We start from the raw sequence: 12575 nt of genomic DNA on the forward strand, positions 1-12575 counted from the left end.
GGCCTCGGATATCGTTCGTTAATCCGTCACGGGCAGATCGGCCGCGCCAGGCTGTCCACAGGCGCACGCAGCGGCTCTGACAGCCGGGTCGGAAAGTCGGTCAGGCGCAGCGATCGGCGCAGGGCGCGTGACAACGCATCGACCAGTGCCGACAGTAGCGCCGTCGCGACGATCAGGACGACCGCTACGTCGAGGCGCAGCTCGGATATCGCGGCATCGACGTAGAAGCCGAGTGTGGTGACGCCAAGGATGCCGAAGATCGCGCTTTCGCGGAGGATCAACTCCCAGCGGTACAGTAGGTAGGCGAGGAACTGCCCGTAGAGCCGCGGCACCGTCTCGTAGGCGTAGAGATTGACCCCTGTCGGCGCGTCGGCACGGTACGGGAGACTGTCTGCGTGCCGGCCCATCAAGTAGCCGACGATTCCCGCATTGTGGATCGTCAGCGCCAGGATCGCCGGCAGCATAGAGGGACCGACGATCTGCAATAGGACGTAGGCGAGCATGTATTCCGGCGTTGAGCGAACAACGACGAGGACGACGCGGCCGAAGGGTTGGCCGATCGGACCGGCGAAGCGGCGCGAGGCCAGCGGGAACAATAGGAGCGCTCCAAGGGCGGTAGCAACCAGCGCGATCTGCGCCAGAACGAGCGTCTGGGCTGCGCCGGGCAGGATCTGCTGCGTGAGAATAGGTCGGAACCAAGCCCCGAGCTGGAACCAAGTCTTGGTATCGAGGAGCGCGCCAGAGCGGAGGGGGGCCGGGACGATGTCGTGGCCGATAAAGCGCGCGAAGCTGGCAAACAGGTTCGTGGCGCCGACGGTCTCGGGCAGGGCGACGATGCTCGCTGTCAGGAGGATCGGCAGGGTCGAGATCCGCATCCACAGCCGCCGGGAGCCGATCAGCGCGTAGAACGCCAACAGCAACGCCCCCGCCTCGGCGTAGCGTCCCTGTCGGAAGGCCGATTCGAGGTAGAAGCCCATGGTCGGCAGGCCTATGAAGCCGAGCACCAGGGTGGAGCGCAGGGCGCACTCGAAGCGATACAGCGTATAGTGCCGGAATGCCGCGGCCACCTCCGGCAGCCGGCCGTAGGCGAAGGCCGAGATCGCGCTGGTGCCCTCGGGTAGGACGCGCAGCGCGGCGAGATCGGCCTCCTCGATGATCTCCGAATAGACTTTGGCGCAGATGCCCGCGTAGGGCAGCGCGATGGCCAGGATCCCGGTCGTCGCCGACAGCCCGAAGACCTGCATCAAGAGGAGCGCCCAGAATAGCTCGTGCACCGAGCGCAACGCCGTGCAGAGCAGGCGCACCGAGCGCGAGCGCGCGAAAGTGATCGCGAGGACGAAGCCGGCGCTCGCGCCAAGGCTCACTCCGAGCGTCGCGAAGGCCACGGTGTAGACGATGCTCCAGCCCTCGATGGACAGGAGGTCGGGGTGGATCAGTCCGCCGAGCAGGCGCCGGAGGTCGGCCCATGGATCGAGGCTGGTTATCCTGAGGTCGGCCAAAGCCAGGGCCACGAGAGCGCCGAGTAGGAACCAGCGACTGACCGCGGCATAGCCCCGGCCCGTCAGGAAGCGGCCGGCGGCGGGGCGGAGCGAACTCACGCGGCCTCGTCGTGGAAGAACGGAAGCAGTGCCGCTTCGTCAAGGTCGCGGACAGGGGCGTCCAGGACGATGCGGCCCGTTTCAAGCAAGACGATCCGATCCGTATGGGCCAGCGCGAGCCCGATGTCGTGTAGGGCGAGAACCAGGGTCCTATGGCGGCGCGCTAGACGGTCCAGGATGGCTCCGCCCTGATTGCGGTCCAGGGCGGAAACCGGCTCGTCGCCGATCAGGATCGGGCGTCCGTTATAGAGGGCGCGGGCGACCGAGACGCGCTGCTGCTGGCCGCCCGACAAGGCGCCGGCTCTCGTCCGCAACTCCGCGGCGAGGCCGACCTCATCGAGAACCTGGCGGACCGCGTCGACGTCGGCTCGAGAAGGCAGGGCGAGGGTGCGCAAGTTGTGGAGCGTTGAGTGCTGGTCGAGCCGGCCCATGTATACGTTGTGGAATACGGATAGCGTGCGCACCAGCGCGGCGGCTTGCGGAATCAACGCGACCCGCGCTCGCGCCTGCGCATGAATCAGGCCGAGCAGCGTCGACTTTCCTGCCCCAGAGCGGCCCATCAGAGCGACCCTTTCGCCGTCCCTGATCGTCAGGTCGATACCGAACAGCACCGGCCTGCCGTCATACGCGGCTTCGGCGCCGTTGAGCACGATGTCGGGCTCCGTCAACACAGGGGGCACCGGCGCGTCCACTCAGTCGAGCAAACCCGTTGATTTCGCGACGCGTTCCACCGGCTCGTAGGCGGCGTTACTCACGGGGATGAATTTCGAGCGAGCGAAAGGCTGTAGGATCGATGGATCGCTGATGCCAACCAGGGCGCTCTTTAATTTCTCTGTGAAGCCCGCTCCATAGATCGCATCCACATCGCCACGTACCGTCCACTGATAGTCGGGGAAGGGCGGGCTCTCCCAGATCACCGTGACTTCTTTCGGGTCCACCTTCCCAGCCTTGGTGTCGAGGTCCCAGACGGAGTAGTCGACCGCACCGACCTCGAACGCGCCGGACTGTATGAGCTGGATCGTGCGACTATGATCACCCGAGAATCCGACCCGGGCGAACACCTCGTCGGGCGTTTTGCCGGGGAAGGCCTCGCGGACGAAATATTCCGGCATCAGACGCCCGGAAGTCGAGGCACGCGAACCGAAGGTGAAGGTCCGACCCGCGATATTTCTCGGGAACGCAGCGTCCTTCGTCAGCCCGGTTTTCGCGTTGGCGATGAAATAGGTCTTGAAGGCGGCGTCCTCCGCTCCTTGGGCCAAGGCCTGCGCGCCGGGAGAGGCCTTGCGCGCCTGTACGCCAGTGAAGCCACCGAACCACGCGAGCTGGACCTGTCCGTTGGTGAATGCCGTTACCGCCGCTGGATAGTTCTTTACCGGGATGTACTTCACCGGGACGCCAAGCTTGCCCTCAAGATAGGTGGCCACCTTCCCGAAGCGCTCCACGAGGCGGCTCTCGTCCTGATCGGGAATGCCTGTGAAGACGAAGGTCGGCTTGGCGGCGACCCTGGCGGCATCCTGCGCCTGTACCGCCACGGTTCCGATGAGGCAGACCAGACCCAGCACCAACGATCCGCCCAGCTGTCGTTTCCGCATCGCATGCTCCCTCGGTTCGGCTCCGCTTTGAACGACGCCGCACCTCCGCCGATGTCCAATCAATTGCAGGGCCGCGCATCCGCAGCATACGCTCCGCAGCGACGCCGACCTACCATTCGTAGTGCTTGCACAGACGTAGCACGCTGGGTGACCCGTAGCTTCGCGTCCGGTGCTCCACGCTGGGTCATTTTGAAAATGTGATGTCGGCAGCGGCCGTCTCCGTGCGAAGGATCGCATGGCTTCAGCAACAAGCCAATTCTCCGCGGTTCGCTACGTGATGCCAAGATAGGATCTCCATGAGTCCGGCGCCCGCAACTCCGAAGCAGACCTTTTCCCTCGGAATTGGTCTGACCAACGAATGCAATCTGGCCTGCAATTTCTGCTACCGCGATCCCGATCGGCTCGACCGCCTCGGACCCGAACAGGTCCGCGTAGTTCTCGACAGCCTGCCGGTGCGGTCCGTCAATTTGGGGACCGGCGAGAATGGCATGCACCCGCAATTTCCGCTTCTCCTCGATCTGCTGCGTGCGGAGCCGATCAAGCTCACCATCACTTCGAACGGCCACTCGATCGCCGTCATCGACGACGCGGCCGTGCAGGCGTTCGCCGACGTCGAGTTCTCGATCGATTATCCGACCCAAGAGGAACAGGACGCACAGCGCGGCACGGGCAACTGGGACCTCGTGATGGCACAGGCCACGCGCTGCCGTGCGCTTGGCGTCGGCGTGACTTTCATCGCCGTGATGATGCGAACGAATTTCGATCGGCTGCACGAGATTGCGGCCATTGCCGGCTCCTTCAATGCGCCGCTGCGCATCAATGTCTATCAGGCGGTCCGCAGCGATGCCTTTGCGCTGACCTTTGAGGAATATTGGAGCGGGTTCGAGCGGCTTTTCGCCGAAACCGACGTCATCGCGATCGGCGAGCCTCTGGTGCGAGCCATGGCAGGCTTGCCGGTCCGGAGTGGTGGCTGCGGCGTTGGTACCGTACGGGTCACGCCCCGAGCTACGGTTCAACCCTGCGTCTATTGGGGCGGCACCGGACAGGGGCTCGACACCCTTCGCGAGGTCGGCGCGGGTATCGTCGAGACGGCGCCGTTCGCTGCGGTTCGCGCACTTCCCGGTCCGTGTCGGGGGTGCGAGCATGCGGCCGTCTGCCACGGCGGTTGCGCCGGACGGCGGCGGCTGATGCAGCGCCTTGACGAGGCCGATCCCTACTGCCCTATCGTCCGCGGCGAGCACCGACCGCTTACCATCAGGATGGCGCCGACCCGCGATCTGCCGAAGCTCGAGAGCGCCTGCACCACCATCGTTCAGGCCCGGCCAGCGCATGCGCAGACCTGAGATAAAATTGCCGATGACATCTCTGAGAACGGTTGCTGGGTGCTTGGCGGACGAATGGGCCGTCTAAACCATCGGCACGCGCGAACGTTGGGACCGCGTTCTGATGTACCGGACGGTCCCCCGCGTCCGATAAGCCGTCCTCGAATCCGAATGCGTCCAAGGCCGCCCCGCCACAGGAATACGCCATGACCTCTTCACCGGTCCGCCTGACCAGCCTCGCCCATGGCGGCGGCTGCGGCTGCAAGCTCGATCCCGCGGTTCTGCACAAACTCCTCGCCGAACAGCCGGTCGCCGGCCCGTTCGAGCGCCTGCTCGTCGGCAACGAGACGGCCGACGACGCTGCGGTCTGGGCGCTTGACGACGGCACCTGCCTGATCGCCACCACCGACTTCTTCACCCCGATGGTTGACGATCCGCACGATTTCGGCCGGATCGCCGCCACCAATGCGATTTCGGACGTGTACGCGATGGGCGGCAAGCCGATATTCGCCCTCGCTATCCTGGGTATGCCGTTGGGCAAGATTGCGCCCGAGATCGTCGCTCGAATCCTGCAGGGAGGCGCTGCGACCTGCGCCGAGGCTGGCATCCCGATCGCGGGCGGACATTCGATCGATGCGCCCGAGCCGATCTACGGCCTCGCTGTAATCGGGACCTGTGGCCGGACCAGCATCCGCCGCAACGCAGACGCCCAGGCCGGCGACGTCGCAATCCTTACGAAACCCATCGGGGTCGGTATCTACTCCGCGGCGATCAAGCGAGAAGCGCTCGACGGGGCGGGCTACGCGGAATTTGTCGCCGTCACGACGCGTCTCAACAAGATCGGGGCCGACCTCGCTGTGCGGGCCGAGGTTCACGCCATGACCGATATCACCGGGTTCGGGCTTCTCGGCCACGGCCTGGAACTCGCCCGAGGTGCGAATCTCACGTTCGTCGTTGAGGCTGGAGCCGTGCCCTTGCTCCGGCGCACCGAGGCGCTCGCCCGCGAGGGCTTCGTGACCGGCGCCTCGCACCGCAATTGGGCAAGTGTGGCGAGTGCGGTCAGCCTGCCCGACGATCTGCCGGATTGGCGCCGCCACATCCTCACGGATCCACAGACCTCGGGCGGCCTCCTCGTGACTTGCGCGTCGGAGAGTGCGGAGACAATCCTCGCTCAGATCCGCGCTGCCGGGTTCGCGGAAGCCGCGATTGTCGGGCGGTTCGAGGCGGGTGCGCCCAGCATCCGCGTCGCGGCCTAACGCGACGATGTCCCGAACCGACGCGGTAAACGCTCCGATCCTGCGCGATAAGGCACACGGGGCGGCCTCAGAATTCACACCTGAGAGCCTCCTGCGCGAGGCACGCCGTCAGCGCGGGCTCCGTGGCTGCAGCCTCCCGGCGCTCTGCATGCTCGACCCGGACGGCGACATCCTGCGCCATCTGCGGACGACCGGGCAGGCCCAACGCGATACGGACTGGGCCTGCTACCACAGCGAACTCCACCGGTTCGCCCTGGGCGACCGGGAGGTCGGTGTCGTGGCCTGCGCGGTCGGCGCTCCCTATGCCGTGCTGGTGGCTGAGCAGATGTTCGCTTCGGGGTGCCAACTCCTCGTCAGCATCACCTCGTCGGGACAGATAACCGCCACGCGTGCGCCGCCGTACTTTATCCTGATCGAGACGGCCTTGCGCGACGAGGGCACCAGCTATCACTACCTGCCGCCGGCCGAGTTCGCCGCAGCCGATGCCGGTTTGATCGCCGCTATTGCCCCGGCCCTCGGCGGGATCGGCGAGCCAGTGGAGCGGGGCGCGACATGGACCACGGACGCCCCTTATCGTGAGACCGGAGCAGCTATCGCGGCGGCACGGGCACGGGGTATCCTCGCCGTCGAGATGGAAGCGGCTGCACTCTACGCCTTCGCCGAGGCGCGGGGCAGGTCGGTTCTGTGCTTCGCACACGTGACGAACCAGATGGGTCAGGAGGGAGATTTCGAGAAAGGCGACGCAAACGGTGCGACGGCGGCGCTCCGCCTTGTCGCCGCGGTTGCGGCGGCGTGGTTCGGGCCCGGTTAGGGGGCCGCTGGACGCCGGCACGCTCCGACCTCAAGGCATGCCGGTTGCAGGCGTGGCAATCGATCAAGGCACCCATATCCGGTGCGGCCTTGACCAGACGCCTCCGAACAAAACCCTTAGCGTCTTCACGGCGGTCCTAGATGGATCACGGGAAAAAGGCGGGACGGGGTTCACTGTTTAACACCGTGCATCTGGCGTCACAGCGAGGTGCTATCCTGGTTTCGATTGAACGCGATAGTTATGCGATGCTTGAGGACCGGATGGGGTCGAACCGTCGAGTGCGCGGGCTGGTGGCAACACAACGGCCGAGAAAATCCGTCGCTGCAGCAAAAAATCGGTATTGATCCCGATCATCGCGATCTGAGAGGCCAGTACGCGCAGATCTACGAGAGCGCCGTTTGAGCAGATCGAGATATCCGAGGGATGGCTGCGCTCACTCGATGGACGCCAATGCTCCGAGTTGGGCCCTGTTAACCAGACGTTAACCACTGCGTGCCGATGTGGCACAGCTGATCGGCAGCGCGACACGCCGCCGGAATTCGGTCCAACGACCGGAGATAACCGATGCTCGCTATCCTGCAATCCGCGCGCGAATCCGGTGCTCCGGCATCGCCAAGCCTGAGACGCGCGGCCAGCATCGTCGTGTTCATCATCTTGGCGCTGCTGCCGCCCGCGCGCGCCGACGACGGGGCTCAGCGGCTCTTCATCAAGGTCTGGTGGGACAGCCCCGCGACGGAGATGGATCCGTCGGACGATCCCGGCCGGATCGAGGTCTATGTCGGTGAGACTTTCGTCGGGTGTGCCGTCGCGCCGGCGCATCTCAACTATCGTCGGCAACTGATGGTCGTGCCGCCCTCCCTCGGGTTCACCGCGACCGGCGCTCCCTCGGCAGTCCGGATCGTGGTGACAGGTGAACTCGCGGCACTGGCCGGACGGCAGGTCAGCATCAAGCCGATCGGCGACGCGACGCGCCCTCCGTCCTGATCCGGAGTCCGGTCGATCGGAACGGAGACGGTCAGAGGTGATCGCATCACCAGGTCCCCCGCATCAGGCCGGAACGACCTTCCTCGGTCGCCCGCGGGGTCGCTTGGGCTCGGGAGCGGGCGCTGCGTCCTGGCCGGCTGGGCGCATCAGGCCGCCGGCCATCTGCCGCGCAGACGCTTCGTCCAGTGGTAGAGCGCGCGCAGGTGGCTCCAGGCTCGGCGTCGTCCGCGCTGCGCGACCGTGAACAGCCGAAGTCTTATTCCAGTACCGGAAGAGACGTCGATCGCCAGATCGGCGATCTCGACATCGTCCTTCCACATGTCCGCCATGTACCCGCCGCCGACCGCATTGCAGGAATCCGTGAAGGTGACCTCCGGGTTTGCCAGAAGCGCGGCCGTGGTCTGCCGCAGGAGCAGAATACCGGGAGAGTGCTTGCTCAAGGCCTCGTCGTAGGTCGTCATCCAGGTGGCTGCGCCCGAGCCGGAGAAGATCACGATCTGACCGGCCACCATCCGCCCGTCGAGACGGATGGTGCGGCAGGCGACGCGACCCTCCTCCGCGAGACGCCGCATCGCCTCGCGCAGGAAAGTCGCCTTCCGCCGGTCGAGCAGGACCGCTTGGCCGCGTTCGCTCCGCCGCCCTTTCCAGCCGGATCGTTCGAGGAGCAGGAATTCGTCGAGCGCTGCCGCGATCGCGGAGCCGTCGCGACAGACATCTTCTCGCAGAACGCCCAGCGCCTCGAGCCGCCGCCATTTCTGGTTCAGCTTCTTGCGATTCTGCGACGACAGGAACTCCATCGCCTTGCCCGGTCGCGACTGGAGCGCGGCGCGCCGCCGCCGGTGCAGCACGGACGCTGCCGCCTGCTCCCCGCGCAGGGCGGCCTCGAGCACCGCGATCTGCTCCGGTTCGGCATATTGATCGCCGAGTTCGACGATGCGCGGCAGCTGGGATGTCCGGAGGAAGCTCAGGAAGCCGCGGAAAACCGTGACGGCGTGGTCCCCTTCGAGAACCGGCGCGCCGACATAGGCGAGGGGGTTGATAGCCGTCGTGAGGTGTCGGACAGGCCACGGCCAGGTGCGTCGGAGGGTAAGGGGCCAAGCTCCCATCAGGCGGTGGGGCGCGGAATCGTCCGTGGCGTCCCAGGCGAGCAGCACGAAGACCTTCGGATCGGACATCACCGCAGCTGCGACGATGCCCGGATCCGCGAACGGATTCGGCCACGCGGCTCGCGCGGCGAGGGCTTGGAAATCCGCACGGACAGCCCAGAATCGGGCAGCGTCGGCTCTCTCGACGGCGATGCTCGGCGCGGCCATCCGCGGCGGCGCGACGAGGTCCGGACCGTGAGGGGTCACACGCTGATCCATTCGATGGAACGCTCCGTAGAGCGTTCGGCCGACGATCGCAGCACCGTTCTCCTCGGCAGCGCGGATCACCGCTGCATCGGACCGGCTGGCACCGGTACATCGCTGCAGAATCACGGCGCGATGTCTCCCTTTCGAGTCGGCCACAGTCGGAACGCCACGGATCCGGGTCATAGGAGCCCGGTTTCCGGCTTAGGAGAACCGAGATAGAGGATTAGCGCTTTAGCCCGCGCGCTCATGCTTTTGCCCGCACGACCGTGGCGTTCGTCCGAGTTAGATCCTGGCGTCGCGGATCTTGTTCGTCCGCACCGCGAGGGAGCATGGGCGATGGCTTCAGCCGACGTGGTGGTGCTGGGCGGCGGCCTCGCCGGGTCGGTCGCCGCGGCCATGCTCGGTCGGGTCGGCATCTCCACGATCGTCGTCGATCCGCAGGCGCGCTACCCCGCCGATTTCCGCTGCGAGAAGCTCGACGGCCACCAGATGCAGCTGCTGGCGGCGACCGGCCTGCGCGAGGCTCTCTCCGGCCAGCTGTCATACATCGGAGAGCTCTGGCTCGCCCGGCGCGGCCAGATTGTCGACAAGATCGCCCTGGATCAGTACGGGCTCGATTACGGGGCCTTCGTGAACGCCGTGCGAGCCGAGGCCTGCAGGCATGCCGCTTACCGGGTCGATACGGCAACGGAGATCCGCTCGGCCGGCGGCCGGCAAAGGGTTGCGCTGCGATCGGGTGGGGAGATCGAGGCACGCCTCGTCGTCGTCGCGACCGGCCTGCACACCGATCTTCTGGAGGCCATCGGCATCCAACGCCGGCTGATCAGCCGCTGCCACACGGTCACGATCGGGTTCGACATTCGCCGAGTGGATGGCCGCAATTTCGCCGTGCCGTCCCTGAACTATGTCTCGGACCGGGCCGAGGATCGGATGGCCTATCTCAACATCTTCCGCATCGGCGAGCGGATGCGCGTCAACCTGTTCACCTATCGCGACCTGCGCGACCCCTGGCTTCTGGACTTCAAGCAGGATCCGGTGGCAGCCTTGGAACGGATCGCACCCCGACTTTCGCAGCTCATCGGCGCCTATGCGGTCGCGGGCCCCATTCGGATCCGTCCGACGGATCTCTACACCGTCCAGGATCCCGTGCGCCCGGGGATCGTGCTCGTCGGCGACGCCTTCGCCACGGCCTGTCCCGCATCCGGGACGGGAACCCAGAAGGTGCTGACGGATGTCGAGCGCCTCTGCAGCGTCCATATTCCCCGCTGGCTCGCGCGTGACACGATCGGCGCCCGCGAGATTGCGGCGTTCTACGACGATCCCGTGAAGCGGAAGTCCGATGCGTTCGCGGCTCACAAGACCCATGCGCTGCGGACGCTTTCCGTCGGAACCAGCCTCCTGCGGCGGACTCAGCGTTGGCTGCGCCTGATGATCAGGCTCGGCACCGGCGCATGGCGGGGTCGGCGCGAATTCGCCGGGACCTGATTGGCAGTCGTGACGGGGATCCCTGTGTCCGATCGCGACGTTGGATCGCGAGCGTTGTCCGAGGACCCGTAAGCCATCCCCGTGACGGTCTTTTTCACCAGCGACACGCATTTCGGCGATCCGCGCATCCTGCGCCTGGATCGCCGTCCCTATCCGGATCTTCCGACCCACGACGCTGCGCTCATCGCGGCATGGAACGAACGGGTCGGGGACGCCGACGAGGTCTGGCACCTCGGCGATTTCGCGCTCGGTCCGAGCCCGGAGGAAACCCGCGCTCTGCTGGCCGGCCTGCGCGGGACGAAGAAGCTGATCACCGGCAACAACGACGGATCTGCGACCCGCGAAGCGCCCGGGTGGAGTTGGGTCGGCAGCTACGCCGAGATCGCGGTCGATGGCCGTAACCTCGTGCTGTGCCACTATGCCTTCCGGACCTGGAACGGGATCGGGCGGGGAGCCCTGAACCTGCACGGGCACTCGCACGGCCAGTTGAAGCCCATCCCGAAACAATACGATGTCGGAGTCGATGCGCAGGGGCCGGCACCTGTGACCCTCGCGGAGATTCTCGTCTCGCGCCGCCGAGGCAAAGTGGCCTGGACCGCGGAACCATCATCCTAGCTCTGCCGTTTGAAGGGCATCGATCTAGCGAGCGACCCGGACATGACATCTTGTGTCCCAAGTCCGGATGCTGGTTCGGGACGAAAAACAATTCGGCAATGCTTAAGATGGAAAGGCATCCGTTCGCCGTCCGGCGGTTCCCGTGAGGGTGCGGATCCAACCAGGACAGTGTCACCGTGGCGAAGACCAGACTTCTCTCCCTCGCCGGCTTCGGGTTTCTTCTCGCAGTGCAGAACGCGCTCGCTGCCCCGGCCTGCATCGAGGCGCAGCGCAAGGTCGATGAGGCTTCGGCGCTCCGGTTTCAGGCCCGTCAGGAAGCGCGGCTCGGCAATCACGACAGGGTTTGCGAGACCCTCGACGAGGTCGGAGACCGCTACAACGACGCACGGGACGCGTTCGAGGATTGCGGTGCCGGCGTCATCGCGATCGATCTCCGCAGCGAGTTGCGGGGTCTGCGGATCGCCAAGCGCCTGAACCGCTGCGACTGAACCGAGACCTTCCGCTTCGACACGAACGATCCCCTCGCGCGCCGATCGCTCAGTCGGGTGCGCGCCCGCACACCCGCGGGCCGAGCTTCACCATATCCTCACATCAAATCCGACGCCGGTCGTCGCATAGGATCCGTCATGAACACCGAGATGAACGCCCTCCCGACCGGCCCGTCCTTCGCCGCTGCTCTCTGCGGCTTCGTGAGCACCACCATCGCCACGACCGCGTTGATGTTCCTGCTGAGCAGCGTCTGACGGTCGGCTTACGGCGCGATCGACCAGAAGCGGCGCGGAGAGAGCAGCATGTCGGGCGACCCGACACTGGCCGGCGCCGTTGTCTGCGGGCAGGCCGGCTCGGGCCGCGCTGCGGGAACCGAGCATTGCGCGAGGGTCGGCCGCAATCCGAGGCGGATTTGGACGTCCGGCTGACGGACAGCTGCGATCGTGGCGACGCAGGCCACCAGCGCCCCGGCAATGGCTCCGAACAGAAAATTCATCATCCCGCAATTTCCCGGACGCCGCCGCTCCGGCCACCGATCGTCTACGTCCTAAGTCCCGCTCCAAACGGGCGGCTTTGCGGCGTGGTTCGGACGTCTGCGCGAAAACTTACCGTCCCTTAAAGATCCCATGCGACACCGCTCCACCGAGGACGCCGAATCGGCGGTATAACGAGGGGGGTCGGTCCGCATGAGCTACGCTGCAAACGCCTACGCCAGAACCGCGCAGGTCGCCATGTCCCCGCGCGAGGCAGAGGCCGCCGTGTTGCTGAAGGCCGCCCGCCAGCTCCAGACCGTGCAGGACGACTGGGAGAACCAAGCGTCGGGCTTGAATGCGGTGCTGAGCTTCAATCAGAAGGTCTGGACGGTGATCGCCTCCGCGGCGACCGATCCCCAGAGCCCGCTGCCGCTGGACCTCCAGCAGAACATCGCCGGGCTCGCCAGCTTCGTCTTCAGCCGCATCATCGACACGATGGTCGAGCCTAGCCGGGCCAAGCTCGACGCCCTGATCGCCATCAATCACAACATCGCCGCGGGCCTGCAGAACCGCTGAGCCGACTCTCGGCTTCCTCGCC

The 12575-nt window shown here is 66.0% G+C and carries 12 protein-coding genes; 8 read left to right on the plus strand and 4 right to left on the minus strand.

Features of this window, described 5'->3' with window-relative positions; genetic code table 11:
* Positions 1-26: 26 nt before the first annotated feature.
* The 3 genes from ACS5RC_RS21970 to ACS5RC_RS21980 all read right to left on the minus strand — a co-directional run bounded on the left by ACS5RC_RS21970 (position 27) and on the right by ACS5RC_RS21980 (position 3190).
* Entirely contained in the window at positions 27-1499 is a 1473-nt protein-coding gene (locus tag ACS5RC_RS21970) for a PhnE/PtxC family ABC transporter permease (protein WP_478346046.1), read from the minus strand.
* A gap of 95 nt (positions 1500-1594) precedes the next feature.
* Positions 1595-2266 (minus strand): ATP-binding cassette domain-containing protein, encoded by a 672-nt coding sequence (locus tag ACS5RC_RS21975; protein WP_478346047.1) that lies wholly within the window; start codon positions 2264-2266, stop codon positions 1595-1597.
* 24 nt (positions 2267-2290) lie between these two features.
* Positions 2291-3190, minus strand: coding sequence for a putative selenate ABC transporter substrate-binding protein (locus ACS5RC_RS21980; protein ID WP_478346048.1), 900 nt, complete (start codon positions 3188-3190; stop codon positions 2291-2293).
* A gap of 296 nt (positions 3191-3486) precedes the next feature.
* Between ACS5RC_RS21980 and ACS5RC_RS21985 the strand changes: the two genes are divergently transcribed.
* From ACS5RC_RS21985 to ACS5RC_RS22000, 4 genes are all read left to right on the plus strand, one after another.
* Positions 3487-4533, plus strand: a complete 1047-nt coding sequence (locus ACS5RC_RS21985) for a radical SAM protein (protein ID WP_478346049.1) — start codon at positions 3487-3489, stop codon at positions 4531-4533.
* Positions 4534-4718: 185 nt separating this feature from the next.
* Positions 4719-5768: a selenide, water dikinase SelD gene (gene selD / locus ACS5RC_RS21990; protein WP_478346050.1), complete on the plus strand. Its 1050-nt coding sequence runs from the start codon at positions 4719-4721 to the stop codon at positions 5766-5768.
* A 7-nt stretch (positions 5769-5775) separates the two neighbouring features.
* Positions 5776-6579 (plus strand): nucleoside phosphorylase, encoded by an 804-nt coding sequence (locus ACS5RC_RS21995; RefSeq protein WP_478346051.1) that lies wholly within the window; start codon positions 5776-5778, stop codon positions 6577-6579.
* A gap of 564 nt (positions 6580-7143) precedes the next feature.
* Positions 7144-7563, plus strand: coding sequence for a hypothetical protein (locus tag ACS5RC_RS22000; protein WP_478346052.1), 420 nt, complete (start codon positions 7144-7146; stop codon positions 7561-7563).
* Between the two features lie 146 nt (positions 7564-7709).
* On the opposite strand, the gene ACS5RC_RS22005 is transcribed toward ACS5RC_RS22000, so the two are convergent.
* Positions 7710-9098: a GNAT family N-acetyltransferase gene (locus ACS5RC_RS22005; RefSeq protein ID WP_478346053.1), complete on the minus strand. Its 1389-nt coding sequence runs from the start codon at positions 9096-9098 to the stop codon at positions 7710-7712.
* Between the two features lie 174 nt (positions 9099-9272).
* Here ACS5RC_RS22005 and ACS5RC_RS22010 point away from each other — a divergent pair, with 174 nt between their 5' ends.
* From ACS5RC_RS22010 to flaF, 4 genes are all read left to right on the plus strand, one after another.
* Positions 9273-10400: an FAD-dependent oxidoreductase gene (locus ACS5RC_RS22010; RefSeq protein WP_478346054.1), complete on the plus strand. Its 1128-nt coding sequence runs from the start codon at positions 9273-9275 to the stop codon at positions 10398-10400.
* A gap of 81 nt (positions 10401-10481) precedes the next feature.
* Positions 10482-11015 carry a metallophosphoesterase family protein gene (locus ACS5RC_RS22015; protein ID WP_478346055.1) on the plus strand — a complete coding sequence of 178 codons (534 nt, stop codon included), beginning with the start codon at positions 10482-10484 and terminating at the stop codon, positions 11013-11015.
* Positions 11016-11191: 176 nt separating this feature from the next.
* Positions 11192-11503: a hypothetical protein gene (locus tag ACS5RC_RS22020; RefSeq protein ID WP_478346056.1), complete on the plus strand. Its 312-nt coding sequence runs from the start codon at positions 11192-11194 to the stop codon at positions 11501-11503.
* 687 nt (positions 11504-12190) lie between these two features.
* Positions 12191-12553 (plus strand): flagellar biosynthesis regulator FlaF, encoded by a 363-nt coding sequence (flaF, locus tag ACS5RC_RS22025; RefSeq protein WP_478346057.1) that lies wholly within the window; start codon positions 12191-12193, stop codon positions 12551-12553.
* Positions 12554-12575: the final 22 nt, after the last annotated feature.

It is taken from the genome of Methylobacterium sp. HJ2, from assembly GCF_056431005.1.